The following is a 15,662-nucleotide window of genomic DNA, read 5'->3' as shown; positions in this document are numbered from 1 at the left end:
TGAATTGATACAGCAAAGCCGACGCCCAATTTTCGACCGAGGGCGCAAACGGACGAGACTTATCGGTCTTAGGAAATCCGTTGAATGACGGCTTGTGCCTCGGTGCCGACCCACCGCTGTTGGCCCAGGAGCTGTGGTGAGACCGTCCCGCGCAGAACCGTGGGGCAACATCGCCCCGCATGCGCACTGTACATGCGCATGCGGTGCGGCAGTTCGCCGCCTAGTGGTGCTGGGGCACGCGCATGAGGTTCACGTACCCATCCGGCAGATACTTCTGCAGGTCCTTCTTGACGTAGTGCGCCACGCCCAGCTGCTCGCACAGCTCGATCATTCGATGCGTGTAGCTTTCCCAGTCAGTGCGCCCGGTCATGGGCAGGTAGTTGGCGCGGCCGATCTTCCAGAGGTCCACGTACGCGTGGGCCTCGCGCACGATCGCCAGCGATGACTCGACATCCAAGGTCGGCTCAAGGCTCACCCACGTGAAGATCCCCTTCTCGTGAAAGCGCTTGAGCGCGGCCAGTCGATCGGCGGGCGGCGCAGCGCCCCTCTCCCACTTCAACGAGAACGCATCGTCCAAACTGGTGAGCGTCGACGCGAACGCATCACGATCGCGCCGGAACAGCGAGAGGTCGCGCAGCGCGCGCGTGCCGCCCTTCGTGAGCGTGCAGAATCCGAGGTCGTGCTCGGCCAGGATCTGCAGCGTCTCGCGCGTGGCGCTCGTGTCGCCTGGGTGGTAGGGATCGGTCGTGAAGCTGAGCATCACCTGCCCATGCAGGCCCGCGGCCTGATAGCGCTTCGCCTCGCGGCGCAGGCTGTCGAGGTAGCCGGGACGCAACGTCGCGCCCTGATCGAACTCGGCCCGGTCCATGCGCAGCACCTTTGGCACATAGCAGTACGCGCAGCCGTGGCCGCATCCCCTGTAGGGGTTCGTCGCCAGCGGCGAGTACTCGCCAGCCTGTCCCGCAGGTGCGTAGATCGTCTTGGCCGAGCTGATCGCCTGACCGCTGCCGTCGTCGTGAATCGGGATGATCTGTCTTTGCATGGGTCGCTTCCTTTCTTGTCGTCAGTCAATGGCCCCGGCTCGCCGGCCGGGGCGTCGGGGTCTCAAGCGGCCTTCTTCTCCGGTGCGGGCAGCGCCTTTGCTTCGTTGGCCGCGCCCATCAATTCCTTGATGCGCTTGGCGAAGCCGGCCGCTTTCTCGCGCAGCGCCTTCGCCTCTTCAGGGTCCTTCGCTTCCTTCGCGGCCTGTTCGTTGCGCGTCTGGTGCGCCTTGAGTGCACCCACGCTGCCCCGCACGGCCGGCGCGAGCACGGATGCCGCTTGAACCGACATCGCGCCGCCGTCGCGAATCGGCATCACGTACAGCGCCGCACGCCGCACGCCGAACGTGAACACCGCCGCGCTCTTGCCGTCGCCCATGTACGCCTGTACGCCGGGGATGTTGAGCGACTGCGCGACCAGCGTCGCCAGCTTGAAATAGTTGGCGTCGATTGCGGTCGTGTCTAGCGGGGTGCGCTCGCCTGAGTGCGACAGCGTGCCGGCCGCGCCCTCGGCGATCTTCTCGGTGTCCGGAAACTTCACGTTGTCGAACATCTCGAGGCGGAACGTCGCCCACTGGTCGGGCCATGTGCCCACGGTCATATGCGGGTGGCCGATGCCCGTCGACAACTCCAGCACCACGCCGTCGTTCTTGCCCGCCGCGCTCACGGCGCGGCCGAGGTTCTCGCGATTGACGACAACGCCGCCGGCCTTCGCCCACGCCGGCACTTTCTCGACCGGATAGTCGTGCACGAACAGCACGTGGCCATTGGCCGCCTCGATGCGAAGCACGCCCTCGCGATGCTCGAACAGGTGCACGCCGTTCAGGTAGTAGCGCACATCGTTTTTTGCAGCGCAGTGCAGCGCGGCGGCCAGGATGCTGGCCTCGATCTGCACCGACTCGCGGTCGCCCAGCTTCTCGACCGGCGTCTTTTTGTCGGCTGGCTGCTGCTTGGTGGTCGCGGGCAGGTTCGCCACTTTCGCGGCCGGCTTGTCGGCCTCGGCGGCGACCTCGGCGACGCGGGCGGCGACGGCCTCGGCCATTTCCTTGTCGACCATCTTTACGCCGCCGTCAGGCATGCGCACGGCCGCGGGGCCGGCCACGTCCTGCAGGGGCCTCACCGGGGGCGATGCCTTCACGCCGGTGGGCTTGGTCGCCGGCTTCACGCTCACGGGCTTGACGCTGGCGGGCTTCGAGCTTGCCGGCTTCACGCCCGCGGCCTTCGGGCTCGCGGCATTCTTGAGCGCAGGTTTTGCGCTGGGTTTCTTCGCCATTTTCAAAAGTCCTTTCTGTCGCAGTCGAATCGCTGCCTATTACCCCCGACGCGCGGGGGCAAGGTGGCAAGGATCAGAAACCAACCGTAATTCCGGTCAGTTCGAACAGCGCCGCGCGGAATCCGACAGCGCGCTCGTATTGCAGGACCGCGGCCCGGTTCAATTCGTCGCGGGTGCCCGGCTTGCGTGCGCGCTCTGCTCGCTCGCACAAATTCGCTTGCGATTGCCGCGCGCAGGTGTATTGGCTCAGCAGGTGCTCGGCGCGCTGGGCGACTTCGTGGGTCAGCATTTCGCTTTCCTTTCGGTCGCCTGCTATCAGCCATGCACCGCGCGGGCGAATTCGGCGGCTTGCGTGGCGAGCTCGACATACTTTGCGAGCGCATCGGGGGTCGTCTCGCCGTTCAGGATCGCCAGTGCGGCACGGGTTTCGTGCGCCTTCATCGCGCCCAGCGTCAGGATCGCGGGGACGAATTGGGGAGCCTTGCGGACGGTGTTCATTTGCTTGGCCATTTCGGTTTCCTTTCAGAGTGACTAATTTCGCTTTCCTATTTATCGGAATCTTTTCGTCTTCCGATGTGGAAATTATATTCTTTGAATAGTCGATTACATGGGGTTTTAGACAGGGGTGCGTATTGGGTGCGTTGGGGGTGCGCAAATACTTTGTAATTCTTTTTTGCCGAACTAGGGGGTGCGTAATTAGGTGGGGCGGGGGTGCGTTGGGGTGCGTTCGAGTAAATAATCAATGCGTATATACTGAGCCGCATGATCGAACACATGGATTTACCAATCCCCAGCCCCCAGGAGATCCGCGCGGGGCGTTTGGCCTGCGGCCTCACGATGCAGGAGGCCTGCGACCTTTCAGACGTCGCCCATCAGCCGACCTGGGCGGCCTACGAATCGGGAAACCGGCGCATGGCCGCGTCGCGCTGGCTTCTCTTCCAGCTGCGCACGGACCAGCACCCCCGGTACCGGCTCGTGCCACGCCGGGGGGCCTAAGCTGTTCTCCTCATGCCAAGCAAGCGCGGGCGAGACCCGCCCCAGATCGATCGCGTCACCGAGTACGCACGCTCGGTCGAATCGGGCGCCACAGTCGCAGGGCCGCACGTGCGCGCGGCGTGCGCGCGCCACCTCGATGACCTCGTACACGCGCCAGCGCGCGGCTATACGTTCAATCTCGCCCGGGCGCAGCACGCGTTCGACTTCTTCGCCGACATCCTGCAGCTGAACGCGGGCGAGTTCGAGGGCCTGCCCTTCGAGCTGCAGCCGTGGCAGGCATTCATCATCGGATCGATCTTCGGCTGGGTCGATGCGAACGGCTGGCGGCGCTTTCGCACGGCGTTCGTCGAGGCTGGCAAGGGCAGCGGCAAGTCGCCGATGGCCGCAGGGGTGGGCCTGTACCTGATGGTGGGAGACCATGAGGCGCGCGCCGAGATCTACGCGGCCGCCTCCAAGAAGGACCAGGCCATGATCCTGTACCGCGATGCGGTCGCGATGGTGCAGCAGTCGCTCGCGCTCACGCGCCACGTCCGCATCGTCGGCGGAGTGAGCCCGTGGAACATGATCTTCAAGGATTCGTTCTTCCGGCCCATCAGCTCCGACGAAGGGCAAAGCGGCCCGCGCCCGCATGGCGCGCTCGTCGACGAAGTGCACGAGCACAAGGACGACATCGTCATCGAAATGCTGCGCGCGGGCTTCAAGTTCAGGCGCCAGCCCTTCATGCTGCTCATCACCAACGCGGGCGTCGATCGCCAGTCAGTGTGCTGGCGCTACCACCAGCATGCGGTGCACGTCGCGGATCGCGCATTGGAGGACGATCGATTTTTCTCCTATGTCTGCGCGGTCGATGACGCCGACGAGCCCATGGGGGACGAATCCTGCTGGATCAAGGCGAACCCAAACCTGGGCGTGTCGATTCGCCGCGAGTACATCCGCGATCAGGTCAACGACGCGCGCGCGATGCCGGCCAAGGAAAGCCTCGTGCGGCGGCTGAACTTCTGCCAGTGGACCGACGCGAGCACGCCGTGGATCAGCGGCGATGCTTGGCGGGTCTGCGAGTTCGATCCGCCGGCCGATGTGCTCGAACGCTTCGAGGGGCGCTCGTGTATGCTGGCCGTGGACCTGTCCACTACCACCGACCTTACGGCGCTTGCGATCGCCACCGACCAGACCGACGCACAGGGCCGGCCGTTCGAGCCCGGTACCGAGCCGTCAGCTACGGCCGATGACGCCGACGAGCTGGGACCGGTGGAGCCGCCGCCGATGATCGAGGCGGCCGTCGAATTCTGGGCGCCGGGGGACGGCGTGGCCGCGCGCGAGATCCGCGATGCGGTGCCCTATCAGCTCTGGGCCAAGCAGGGGTACCTCAATCTTTCGCCGGGTCCCACGGTGGACTACGACCACCTGGCCAAGCGAATCAAGCAGATCACCGAGCGCATCTATGTTCGCGCGCTGGTCTTCGACCGGTACCGCATGCCGTACCTGAAGAAGGCGCTCGAGCAGGCCGGCGTCGAGCTGCAGCTGATCGAGCACCCGCAGGGCTGGGTGAAGATCCAGCCCAAGCCCGACCCCTTGGGCCTGGAGCGCCCCGTGCTGTGGATGCCGCAGAGCATCAACGAGATCGAGCGCGCGATCCTGCAACGGCGCCTGTACGTCCTGCGCAACCCCGTGCTGACCTGGTGCGCCGCCTCTGCCGTGTGCAACATCGACGATCAGGGCTCGCGCATCTTCAACAAACGCAAAAGCACGGGCCGAATCGACGGGCTGGTCGCGCTTACGATGGATGTGGGAGCCCTTCGGGCGCCCAACATAGTCATCGACATCGACGCCATGATCCCACCTGCCCGCCGTCGCACCCCGGCGGCTGCGAGTTGAAAAAAGTAGAAGGAAGGACTTCGCTAACGAAGGCCGCTTTCGAGAGCGAAGATTACCTCCACGGGCTTCAGTGCTATCGGGATCGCGAACAACTCTTCGCACGTTTCGCGCCAGTGGTCCAGGGTTCTCGCAAGCGCCCGCACACGCTCTGCGCCGCGACGTGCCTCAAGAAGTGATGCGAAGTGCGCCTGGAGATAGGCCGCCCCGATCGCGACCCCCATCGCGACGAATGTGCCGAAGGCTTGGGCCCAGCCGGACCACTCGCCCTTCTGCATGCAGGTGGACCAGTGATTGATCCAGAAGAGGCAGTATTCGGGCGGGGTCGGCGTCATCTGGCGGCAGGGTACCAGACCAACGCCTCGGGATTTGCAGGCCGCGGCGCGTGGCCCCCGTCGCGGCGTGCGCCACAATGCGCACCTCGAAACTCTGCCCCAGGAGCTAGGGAGCCATGAACGAAGCTGAACGAATCGAGAAGCTGACGGGCGAGGTCGCTGCCCTCAACGCCTTCTGCCTCGCACTCATCGGCGCGTATCCCGATCGCGCCGAACTTGCCCGGCACTTCAATGGCCTGGTCGAATCTCTGACGGCGCAATCGCTTGCGATGCCAGTTCCGGAGCTTCGGTTGCAGGGCATGCGAGACTTCGCCTCTGGCCTGCAGGAAGCAATCCGACGCTACGATGAGCTGGCCTCCGCAGCGAGATCCGGATCGCGGCCTGCCGCTGACGGAACAGCACAGCTCTGACCCACCACTCCGATGCGATTCACGCTCACGTACCGCGGCCCCCTTCCTGCAAACGGCAACCCGAGGGACAAGCAGGTGATCCGCCGCCAACTACACCCGCAGCTCAAGCATCTCTTCACCTATCCCCCTCTCAAAAGCAGAGTCGACACAATGCTTGCGGACCCGGCGGTGGAGAGCGCGCATCGACCCAGCATCGTTGAGAAAGTAGGACTGTTTCGATTCGCGCCGGTGGTGACGACAAAATACCACCTGGTCGCCACGCTCGAGTTGCTCTTTCTGCGTCCTGAGCCGCCAGGTAGCCTGATCTCCAGGGGCGGCGACATCGACAACCGTCTCAAAACCCTGTTCGACGCACTCCGTATGCCGCGCGTGGAATCCGAGATCCCGAAGGGAGACTCGCCCGCTACGGATGAAGACCCCTTCTTTTGCCTATTGCAAGAGGACACCCTGATCACTGAACTCGACGTGAAGACAGATGTTCTGCTGGATCCGAGCGCGGACCCATCGCAAGCGCACCTGTTCATTCGTGTTCGGACAGAGACAGTGGTGGGAACGTTTGCCAACTTGGATTTGTAGGAGACCATGGACCAGCCCACCGACAACGAATCGGCGGACCTGATCGCGGATCTGCTTGATCCGGCCTACGAGCCGACGAAGACTTTCACCGAGATCTTGACCACCGGTATCGAGCATGCCGGCGGCTTGGCGCAGCTGGCCCAGGCCGAGCAGGACGGCACGTTGTTCGGCCCCGAGGCGCCGCGGACGCCCGAGAAATCACCTTGATCCCATGACCGACACCGCGATCGTTGCTCTACTCGTCGGTCTCGTCGCCGCCCTCCTCGCCGCCGAGCAGTGGAAGGTCGCCCGAGCCAAGCTCAGACTCGATCTTTTCGAAAAGCGCTATGCGCTCTACGAGATCCTTTGGGCCCACCTTTCGGCGAGAGTTGGCGATCATGCCGACATCAAGGAGAAGTCACGCGCGTTGCAGAACAGCATCCCGCAGTTCTATTTCCTCTTCGGCGACTCGATCGGCGACTTCGCCCGGGAGGCGCTAAGCAAGGGCATTTACCAGGACACCGCCACGCGCGTCTCAAAAGGCTTCGGAACAGCGGAAGCCGTGAGCAAGGCCAACAACGACCTGACCGAGCATTACAGCTGGTTCATGACGGAGGTCGACAAGATGCGGCAACGATTTGCGCCCTACTTGGGCTTCGAGGAGTGGCAGAAGATCTGACCCGCGGGGCATTTTCAGGGGCAGATCTCAGACTGAACCCAGTCCAGTAGAGCAGCGGCACGGCGTAGCGGCGATCTGCGGTGGTTCAGGTGTCCATGTCCGATCGTTGAGGTAAGCGTTGCCCCCGAGGCCTGTGTGGGGTAGAGAGCCTGGCCCGCGGTGGGCGATGCACCGGTGGCGCGGCGAGCCCATAACAGGGTCGCAGGCGCGTGCACGCTGGATGCTTTGAACAGCGTCTCCCCAACAGACGGATAGTTGCCCGCGCTTGCTCCCGCTACGCCGCTCCGGCCTTGAACATCTCCGCAGAGTCTTGTCGCTTCAGCATCTCGTAGACCACGTCGAGGAACACCGTCCGGGTCCCCTGATCGCTGAGCAGTTTCGTCGCGAGGTCTTTGTGCGTATGCATCGCCGAAACGATCGCATCGACGGCAGCCCCCGGCAGGTTGGCTTTCATCGCCCGGTCCTTCGGGTTGTTTTGGATCTGCGCCATCACCACGTCGTTGCCGCGCAGTTTTTCCGAAACGTGCACCGCGAACGCCACCTGATCGGTGTCGCTGATTTCCTTGCCGAAGGCGTCGTTCAGGCGCTTCACCAGTTCCGACAGGAACGCCTTCTCGCGGTCCTTCGCGTCGCGCAGGCCGTTGTCGGTGATCGGGTCCAGCATGGGTACTTTGCCTTCGCCACCGACCCCTATGAGGCCGTCTTTGGCCTTGAGCTTGAAGTGGGTCAAACGCAGGTCGCCCAGGTCCACTTGCTCGGCCGACAAGCCCTTCAGCCGCTTGCGCAGTAGCCGCGCGAAGCTGCCAAAACCTTCCAAATCCGGATCGCCGAAGTCGACCAGTTGTGCGACGTACTCATAGGTGCGCACAAACTTGCCTAGCCCCTCACTGAAGATGAGCAGCTTGTCGCGCTCCTTGGACAACTCGGCGCGCTGCGCATCGGCGTTGATCTTGCCCTTCTCGTCCCCGGCTTCATCGGCCTGACGCCACGCCTGTTCCCACGCGTCAATGGCACCGTTCAGCTGCTTCAACTTGGCGTTGAAGCGATCCGCCGGCGCCTGCGTGAGGTTGAACAGCTTTTGGTGCGTGACCTGCGGGTCCACTACCGCTTCGGCGAACGCGCGCACCTCGGAAGTCTCGTACAAAAGCGTCGCGTCTAGCCTTTGCTTCAGGTCATAGACGATATTCGCGTCCTGCACGTCAGAGACCTTGGCGTCGCGGTAGAACGTCTTGAAGGCATCTAGAATCTCCTTGGCCTCGTTGGTGAAGTCGATCACGTAGGTCCTGTCCTTGCCCGCATAGGTGCGGTTCAGGCGCGACAGGGTCTGCACCGCTTCAACGCCCGACACCTTCTTGTCCAGGTACATCGCCACCAGCTTGGGCTGGTCGAAGCCGGTCTGAAACTTGTTGGCGACGATCATCACCCGATAGTCGGAAGTGTCGAAGGCCTTGCGCATTTCGCGACCCCTCAGCCCCTGGTTCAGGTTGATCTCGTTGAAGCCGTGGTCGTCAGCGAATCCTTCTTCCTTGGCATCGGCGTTGGACACGTCGCCCGAGAAGGCCACCATCGGGTGTACGTCGTCATAGCCGCGCGCCCGGCAGTAACGTTGCAGTTCCAGGTGGTACTTCACCGCCGCCGCGCGCGAGGGCGTGACGATCATCGCCTTGGCCTGACCGTTCAGCAGCGGCGCCACGTTCGCCCGGAAGTGCTCCACGATCAACTGCACCTTCTGCCCGATGTTGGTGGGATGCAGGCTCAGCCAGCGCGCCAATGCGCGGCTTGCGCCCTTCTTGTCCACCCGGCGATCACCTTCCTCGGTGAATTTCGTTCCAACGCGCAAGGCGGTGGAGTAGCTGGTGTAGTTGCGCAGAACGTCAAGGATGAATCCCTCCTCGATGGCCTGCTGCATCGTGTACGTGTGGAACGGTACCGGCGGGTTGTCCACGCTGGCAGGCTGCTTCGGATCCTGCGGCCGGCCAAACAGGCTCAACGTGCTGTGCTTGGGCGTAGCTGTAAAGGCGAAGTAGCTCGCGTTGCCCGGCCGCTGGCGCGACGACTGCCAAACCGACAGCCGTTCGTTCGCGCTCATCTTCTGCCACTCGTCCTCACTTTGCCCGGTCAGCACGTAGCGCAGGTCGTCGGCTGTGCTCCCACCGGTACTGCTGTGGGCTTCGTCGATCACGACGGCGAAACGGCGATCGCGCAAACTTTGTTCCGACAGGATCAGCTTCTGCGCGTGCGGAAAGGTCTGCAAGGTGCACACGATGATCGGCGTGCCGTCGAGCATGGCCTGCGCCAGCTGCTGGCTCTTGGGCAGACTAGAGGCCTCCCCGTCAATCGCCCTGACCACGCCGGTCTGGTGCTCGATCTGCGCGATCGCATCCTGCAGTTGCTTGTCGAGCACAGTGCGATCGGTGACGACGATCACGCTATGAAAGTACGGCTCGCCATCGGGCCGGCGCACGCGGATCAGTTCGTGCGCCGTCCAAGAGATCGTATTTGTCTTGCCCGAACCCGCGCTGTGCTGAATCAGGTAGGGCTGACCGGCGCCTTCAACGCGCACTGCATCGACCATCGCGGCCACGCCTTCCCACTGGTGGAAGCGCGGGAAGATCATCGTCTCGCGCCAGTGCGGCTTGCCCTGGGCGTCCTCGACTTGCAGCCGCTCCAACAGCACAAATCGGTGAAAGATGCGCAGCCAGTTATCCCGCGTCAGCACGCGCTGCCACAGGTATGACACCGGGTAATTGCCCTCACCGCCGGGTGGGTTGCCAGCGGCGCCGTCGTTGCCGCGATTGAACGGCAGGAAGAACGTGCTTGACCCAGACAGCTTGGTGGCCATGCGAATGTCGGTGTCGCTCATCGCGAAGTGCACCACCGCGCCACGACGGAAAGCAAGCAACGGCTCGACGCGGCCGGTCTTGACGCTCTTCGGCGGGCGATCGTCGCGGTACTGCGCCATGGCCGCTTCGACACTTTGCGTGAAGTCGGTCTTCAGTTCGAAGGTGGCCACAGGCAGGCCATTGACGAAGAACACGAGGTCGATGCGATCGGCCGTATCGAGCGAGTAGACGAGCTGGGGCACCACGCGCAGGCGGTTGGCGGCGTAGCGCTGGATCACGCTGGCATTGCGGTCATCTTCGGGCAGCGCTTGACTCATCGCGAGCGGGCCACCACCGGCGACTGCGAAACCACGGCGCAGCACGTTGACGGTGCCGCCCTCGGGCGCATCCAGTGTCTTGACCAAGCGGTCCAGCACCAAGGCCTCGGTATTGCCGCCATTGAGCTTCATCAGCTTTTCCCAGGCTTGAGGTTGGCTGTCCTGCAGCCACCCGGTGACGTCCTCGGGGTAAAGCGCCCGCGCGCGGTCGTACGCCCCCGATTCGCCGACAAGCCAGCCCGCAGCGGCCAGCTGCTCGACGATGTGGCGCTCGAGTTCGCACTCGTGATGAGTCTTGCTCACGCGGGCTCCAATTCTTCGAGGGTGGGTTGCTCTGCGCGCAAATCAATTTGACCCGTGACGGCGGCGCTGATAAGGGCAGCGCGGCGTTCGCGAAGGAGCTCGATACTTTTCTTGGCAGCGCTCGAAAGCCGATCAATCCTCGCGCAATGCGAATCTAGGTACCTCAGTATCTGGTTTTGCTCAGCAAGCTCAGGCACCGCAACCACCGCACGCTTCAAGGAAAAAATGTTGATCCCTCGGATGGTTGCTCCGGTGGCCTCGCGATCAAGCTGAGCGAAAAGCGCTCTCGACTTCAAGAAGTACAACAACCATCGCGGGTTGACCCGCGGTCCGGGAGAAACTCGCGCAACATCCTGGGTTATGTTCGCGTCAAGCAACTCTTCCGGCACCAGTTCGGCATCACCAATCGATCCTCGTATCGAGTAGACAATATCGTTCGGTCGCAGGCGGGCCCGCGCAAAAGGAGCTTCAATTTCGGGCGTAGTTCGACACAGCTTGACGCGGTTGAGCTGCTCTCTCTTGACATTCCCGCCCTTCACAATCGGTACTCCTTCCTCTACATCGGGTCCCGGGAGCACGATGCCGTACATGATGTCCCTGCCATATTCGGTAAGGTGCATCAAGCGAGTGACCGTATATGAAGCCGGCACATAGCCAAGCAGTTCCACTCCCGAGTCCTTCATCGGCGCGTGTGGATCGAGCCCCCTCGTCACTGCCTGCGTGATCAGTGCTCCCCGTTTTTCGTGAAGCAGTTCGATGAAGCGGGTCTTCTTCTCGGTCAAGGCGTCGATGCGAGCGATTTCCTTGTCGAGGTACGAGGCGATGAAGCGTTGGACCGCTATCGGCGGCAACAGGATCAGATCGTTGCGGGTGAATTCATCAGGGACGCGCTTCAACCCCCCTGCACCGGTCATTGCGCCAGCACCAGGCCCACGGAAGCGCGAACTAGACAAGTAATAGCGCAAGTAGTCGGCATGAAGCCCCGGTCGCGGGCGCAGCACGGTTAGTTCTGTTGTACCGAATCCGACGCCGCCGACGAGTCCGCGCATGAGCGCGCCCTTGCCGTTCTCGAAGCAAGGCGTGACTTTGGCAAAGGCAACATCACCATCCGCAAAGTAGGAGTAGCTGGCCCGCACCTCTGAAGCGGGTCTTACCAGGTCCAATTGCAGGCCGCCGTCCTCGCCGATAGCCTCCATCGGTAGGAACGAGACTTCTTCGTCATCAGGGAGCACATTCCGTGGCGGAGCCGCCGGATTTAGATCTGCAACGAATCTGAGGCGCACGGCGCGCCAATTGGCTGGCAACGATCGTGTGATGTCGATCATGCGGTGACCTCGCCGAGCAAGGCTGCGATCTCCGCCTCCACAGCCTTCAACTCCGCATCGATTTCTTCAAGTGGCCGGGGCGGCACGTACCTATAGAAATGGCGGTTGAAGTTGATCTCATAGCCGACCACACCGACCAGCCCATCCTTCTCGTCGGTCTTGCTGTCGTCAATCCAAGCGTCGGGCACATGAGGGAGCACCTCGCGCGCGAAGTAGTCACATATGTCCTGCTTCAACGGCACGTTTTCAAACTCGCGCAGCTCGGCGTCGGGCACCAGAGCGCCATCGGCATCGGTTACCAATTCGGCCGCTGGGTCGCGCGTGCCAAAGCAGTCGAGCACCGCCTTGCGGGTGCCCTTGGCGAGCTTCTTGATCTTGGCTGCGGCAAGGAAGACGTCTAGGCTGTCGAAGCTGGTGCCACTCAGCGCGGCAAAGCGATCAACATGGTCTGCGCCCTTGGTCTCAGCATATGCCTTGAGCGCTGCTTCGGTCACCGCGAAACGCATCCGCAGTGGCCGCTCGATCGTGATGCGCCGGTGCCCGAAGTCGGCGGTGTCGAACAACTTACTGATTTCGCTTTCGGCAAACGTGTCCTGCGCGCCGGCGATTTCGTCGATCTGCGCGTGAGCGATGAACTTGCGCTTGCTGCCCAGGCTCTTGCGCATCGGGGTGTGCAGCCCGGTCGCATCGATCAGCTGCACCTTGCCCTTGCGCGCCGGCGCCTTGTGGTTCGACAGCACCCATACGTAGGTGCCGATGCCGGTGTTATAGAAAAGGTCGCTTGGCAGCGCGACGATGGCTTCCAGCCAGTCGCTTTCGAGTATCCAGCGTCGGACCTCTGATTCGCCCGAGCCGGCACCTCCGTTGAACAGCGGCGAACCCGACAACACGATGCCGATGCGCGTGCCGCCTTGTTCCACCGGCTTGCGCTTGGAAAGCAAGTGCATGAGGAACAGCAGCGAGCCGTCGCCGACGCGCGGCAGGCCGGGGCCAAAGCGGCCGGCGTAGCCGAGATTTTTCCGCTCGTCGCTAACGGCCTTCTGCACCATCTCCCACTTCACGCCAAAGGGCGGATTGGCGAGGCAATAGTCGAAACGCTCCCCGGGCAGTTGATCGTCGTCCAGGGTGTTGCCGCGCTTCAGGTTTCGCACGTCGTAACCCTGGATCAGCTTGTCGGCCACGCAGATGGCATACGTCTCAGGGTTCAGCTCTTGAGCGTACGGAACGATGCGCGCAGCCGGATTCCATTCGGCCACCTGTTCAATGGCCGAGGACAGAAAGCCGCCCGTGCCGGCAGCGCAGTCGTACACGGTACGGACCACCCCCTCGCCGTTCAGCGCCTCGTGGTCGGTGGCGAAGACCAGCGTGGTGACTAGACGCACCACGTCGCGCGGGGTGAAGTACTCCCCGGCATCATCATTGGCGGCCTCGGCGAACTTGCGGATCAGGTGTTCGAAGGCCAAGCCCATCTCAGCGTTGGACAGGCGCGTCGGATGCAGGTCGATGGCGGCGAACTTCTGCGTGACCAGGTACAGCAGGTTCGCCTCCTCCAGCTTGACCAGCCAATTGTCGAAGCCGAAGTAGTCAAAGACTTGGCGCGCATTGGCCGAGAAGCGCGAAAGGTACTCCTCCAGGTTGGCGCGCGTGCTCGTCGAGCCGAGCGTGGCCAGCGTGTACTGGCTGGTGTTGTAGAAGGGCGCGGCCGCGACGGCGGGCAACACGAGGTCTAGCTCGACACCAGAGCCGATCAGAGCCGCGTGACGTTCAAGAACGGCCTCGCGGGTGGGCTCCAACACGCACTCCAGGCGGCGCAGCACCGTAAAGGGCAGGATGATGCGGCCGTACAACGAAGGTTTGAACGGGCCGCGCAAGGCGTCGGCGACGTTCCAGATGAAGTCGGCTAGGTTTTGTTGATTCATTGCTTGGGAATTGTCGACTGCGGGCTCAACGGCGCCATCGCGCCGGCCGCGAACTATCGCACGGACCTGCGCGAATCGAAGGCCCGCCGATCCCGGCCCCGCCCGGGTGCCCGAAATTCGTCAAGATGACCACGGGCCTGATCGCGGCCGTCGCCGAGTTCGAGCGCGACCTCCTGGTCGAACGCACCCGTAGCGGGCTGGCGCGACGCGCCAAGGCGGATGGGAGGACGCTGGAGCGGGCCGCGAGCCCTGACCGAGGCCCATGCTCACGACGTGCGCCAGCGGCTCACAGCGGGCCAAGCGTGGCGCGTGCATTGAAGACGAGCCGCGCGACCGCGATCCGCGCCAGGGACGGACCGCGCCTGATCAGCCGGCGGGCCCGCCCTCGACCGGCAGCCGGCGGCCCGCTTCGGTTCGCCGATGCCACTGACCTTCGACCAGCATCGTCCCGTGAATGAATTCGTACCCCGTCGGCCGCTATGCGCGCGAATCGGTCTTCAGGGTTACCGCGACAGCGGTCGTTTGCCGAATCGATCTGACACGTTGAGTTAGGAACCCCGTTTCGATCCGAATTGGGCCGCGCTACCGCCGGAATTCATTGGTCAACAAGGTAGATGACGGCACCATGCGTTTGCAGCCAGACCGGAAGCAGACCTGAGTTCGGACCATTCGTGTCCTGGTCGGGACTAATCGGCAAGCCTTCTTCCTTGAACATGCCATTGAAGATATCTGCGCGCTTGAAGCACTTCGAAATCTCCTTCATCAATGGAACATTGCTACCCATCGATGTATAGATTCGGTAAAAATTAGGCATGCCGGGCTCCTGCGCCTTCGGCGGTTTTGGCACCTCATCAACCTTAGCTCCGGCTTCTCTAAGTATTTGGGAGGCAACATTGTTGAAGTTTAGAGGATGGTCGGCGGTGAAATGAAGCAGGATTCTCTGGTCCTTCAAGTTGCAAGCTTCTATTTTTGGAGGGCAGAAGGATGGCAAGGATAACGAGCTTGCGCCATTTATCGCCTTGGAGGCTTGGGTGAAAACAGTGACGGCCTCTTGGCAGTTCGCACGTTTATAGCTCCACCGCGGTATGTTGCCGCCAATGGTGACTGGAACTTTATCGCCATCCAGCAGTGTGACGGTCGACGGATACACCTTAATTCTCTTAAGCGTTGGCGCCACGAATCGGTCCTCATCGGACACGTACTTCATTGCGATGGTGAAAACGAACGGGTCGCTGGAGGTTTCCACCCATGCATGAAGTCCTGGAGTTGACAAGCACTTGTTGAACTCTTGGGCAAGCGCGACATTGACGCGTGTGCCAATTTCAACAACACGACTCCGCAAGGACGAGTTATTCTCGTTATAGCTTTCGACATCTTGCTTGGCTTCCTTGGCGGCCTTCGCGTCGTCCTTATATGCGAGTGAGAAGCCGTCGTACCCCAGGTTGCCGCCATGTGAGCCGGACGATTTGTCCGATGAACTGCTTTGATTCCGGTACCAGTTGCGAACCGCCTCGGCTTTGTCAAGCTCGCTGTTCAGAGAACTAAATTCAAAGATACCTTGGCGCAGCAGTGAGTTGCAGTCCGCCGAAGTCGCGACGTTGGCCAGTAAGGCAACGGCAAGGGCTGTGAACATCTGTCTCAAATTGCGCATATGGTCCTCCGGATTGAGTGAGGGTTTGCCCAAGTATCCTTTGCAGTGGTTGGCAGTGTCGAGGGGTGTTCGCGACAAATCAAAGCATCCACCCCGCCTCCTGCTACGCTACATCGTGCCGGCCGGACGACCGGAAGAGGGTAC

At 62.4% G+C, this 15,662-nt stretch carries 16 protein-coding genes; 7 read left to right on the top strand and 9 right to left on the bottom strand.

Annotated features, from left to right (window positions below):
• Positions 1 to 220: 220 nt before the first annotated feature.
• The 4 genes from VAR608DRAFT_RS24055 to VAR608DRAFT_RS24040 form a co-directional block, all read right to left on the bottom strand.
• Complete coding sequence (locus VAR608DRAFT_RS24055) at positions 221 to 1,042, bottom strand: radical SAM protein (protein ID WP_088956355.1); 822 nt, start codon at positions 1,040 to 1,042, stop codon at positions 221 to 223.
• A gap of 62 nt (positions 1,043 to 1,104) precedes the next feature.
• Positions 1,105 to 2,313 carry a hypothetical protein gene (locus tag VAR608DRAFT_RS24050; RefSeq protein ID WP_088956354.1) on the bottom strand — a complete coding sequence of 403 codons (1,209 nt, stop codon included), beginning with the start codon at positions 2,311 to 2,313 and terminating at the stop codon, positions 1,105 to 1,107.
• A 73-nt stretch (positions 2,314 to 2,386) separates the two neighbouring features.
• The gene (locus VAR608DRAFT_RS24045; RefSeq protein ID WP_088956353.1) at positions 2,387 to 2,602 is read right to left on the bottom strand and encodes a hypothetical protein; all 216 of its coding nucleotides are present in this window, start codon (positions 2,600 to 2,602) and stop codon (positions 2,387 to 2,389) included.
• 26 nt (positions 2,603 to 2,628) lie between these two features.
• Positions 2,629 to 2,823: a hypothetical protein gene (locus VAR608DRAFT_RS24040; protein ID WP_088956352.1), complete on the bottom strand. Its 195-nt coding sequence runs from the start codon at positions 2,821 to 2,823 to the stop codon at positions 2,629 to 2,631.
• A gap of 264 nt (positions 2,824 to 3,087) precedes the next feature.
• On the opposite strand from VAR608DRAFT_RS24040, the gene VAR608DRAFT_RS24035 reads away from it, so the two are divergent.
• Both VAR608DRAFT_RS24035 and VAR608DRAFT_RS24030 read left to right on the top strand, forming a co-directional pair.
• Complete coding sequence (locus VAR608DRAFT_RS24035) at positions 3,088 to 3,309, top strand: hypothetical protein (protein WP_157731100.1); 222 nt, start codon at positions 3,088 to 3,090, stop codon at positions 3,307 to 3,309.
• Between the two features lie 12 nt (positions 3,310 to 3,321).
• A complete protein-coding gene (locus VAR608DRAFT_RS24030; protein WP_088956350.1) occupies positions 3,322 to 5,184 on the top strand; it encodes a terminase large subunit in 1,863 nt (620 codons plus the stop codon).
• Between the two features lie 23 nt (positions 5,185 to 5,207).
• Here the strand turns inward: VAR608DRAFT_RS24030 and VAR608DRAFT_RS24025 are convergent, their stop codons facing one another.
• The gene (locus tag VAR608DRAFT_RS24025; protein WP_088956349.1) at positions 5,208 to 5,516 is read right to left on the bottom strand and encodes a hypothetical protein; all 309 of its coding nucleotides are present in this window, start codon (positions 5,514 to 5,516) and stop codon (positions 5,208 to 5,210) included.
• A 116-nt stretch (positions 5,517 to 5,632) separates the two neighbouring features.
• On the opposite strand from VAR608DRAFT_RS24025, the gene VAR608DRAFT_RS24020 reads away from it, so the two are divergent.
• Genes VAR608DRAFT_RS24020 through VAR608DRAFT_RS24005 form a run of 4 tightly spaced genes read left to right on the top strand, consistent with a single transcriptional unit; the run spans position 5,633 to position 7,160 of the window.
• Positions 5,633 to 5,926, top strand: coding sequence for a hypothetical protein (locus tag VAR608DRAFT_RS24020; RefSeq protein WP_088956348.1), 294 nt, complete (start codon positions 5,633 to 5,635; stop codon positions 5,924 to 5,926).
• Positions 5,927 to 5,938: 12 nt separating this feature from the next.
• Positions 5,939 to 6,502, top strand: a complete 564-nt coding sequence (locus tag VAR608DRAFT_RS24015; RefSeq protein WP_088956347.1) for a hypothetical protein — start codon at positions 5,939 to 5,941, stop codon at positions 6,500 to 6,502.
• A gap of 6 nt (positions 6,503 to 6,508) precedes the next feature.
• Positions 6,509 to 6,709: a hypothetical protein gene (locus VAR608DRAFT_RS24010; protein WP_088956346.1), complete on the top strand. Its 201-nt coding sequence runs from the start codon at positions 6,509 to 6,511 to the stop codon at positions 6,707 to 6,709.
• A 4-nt stretch (positions 6,710 to 6,713) separates the two neighbouring features.
• The gene (locus tag VAR608DRAFT_RS24005) at positions 6,714 to 7,160 is read left to right on the top strand and encodes a hypothetical protein (RefSeq protein WP_088956345.1); all 447 of its coding nucleotides are present in this window, start codon (positions 6,714 to 6,716) and stop codon (positions 7,158 to 7,160) included.
• Between the two features lie 274 nt (positions 7,161 to 7,434).
• On the opposite strand, the gene VAR608DRAFT_RS24000 is transcribed toward VAR608DRAFT_RS24005, so the two are convergent.
• Genes VAR608DRAFT_RS24000 through VAR608DRAFT_RS23990 form a run of 3 tightly spaced genes read right to left on the bottom strand, consistent with a single transcriptional unit; the run spans position 7,435 to position 13,867 of the window.
• Complete coding sequence (locus VAR608DRAFT_RS24000; RefSeq protein ID WP_088956344.1) at positions 7,435 to 10,623, bottom strand: type I restriction endonuclease subunit R; 3,189 nt, start codon at positions 10,621 to 10,623, stop codon at positions 7,435 to 7,437.
• Entirely contained in the window at positions 10,620 to 11,948 is a 1,329-nt protein-coding gene (locus VAR608DRAFT_RS23995) for a restriction endonuclease subunit S (protein WP_088956343.1), read from the bottom strand. The genes VAR608DRAFT_RS24000 and VAR608DRAFT_RS23995 overlap by 4 nt, the downstream gene beginning before the upstream one ends.
• Entirely contained in the window at positions 11,945 to 13,867 is a 1,923-nt protein-coding gene (locus tag VAR608DRAFT_RS23990; protein WP_088956342.1) for a type I restriction-modification system subunit M, read from the bottom strand. Before VAR608DRAFT_RS23990 ends, VAR608DRAFT_RS23995 begins: the two co-directional genes overlap by 4 nt.
• Positions 13,868 to 13,992: 125 nt before the next feature.
• On the opposite strand from VAR608DRAFT_RS23990, the gene VAR608DRAFT_RS38300 reads away from it, so the two are divergent.
• Positions 13,993 to 14,325 carry a recombinase family protein gene (locus tag VAR608DRAFT_RS38300; protein ID WP_157731099.1) on the top strand — a complete coding sequence of 111 codons (333 nt, stop codon included), beginning with the start codon at positions 13,993 to 13,995 and terminating at the stop codon, positions 14,323 to 14,325.
• A 137-nt stretch (positions 14,326 to 14,462) separates the two neighbouring features.
• On the opposite strand, the gene VAR608DRAFT_RS37210 is transcribed toward VAR608DRAFT_RS38300, so the two are convergent.
• Positions 14,463 to 15,500 (bottom strand): hypothetical protein, encoded by a 1,038-nt coding sequence (locus VAR608DRAFT_RS37210; protein WP_157731098.1) that lies wholly within the window; start codon positions 15,498 to 15,500, stop codon positions 14,463 to 14,465.
• Positions 15,501 to 15,662 lie beyond the last annotated feature (162 nt).

It is taken from the genome of Variovorax sp. HW608, from assembly GCF_900090195.1.
In the GTDB taxonomy this organism is placed as follows: Bacteria; Pseudomonadota; Gammaproteobacteria; order Burkholderiales; family Burkholderiaceae_C; genus Variovorax.
Note: the sequence above shows the minus strand (reverse complement) of the source record. Positions and strands in the feature narration are given on the sequence as shown.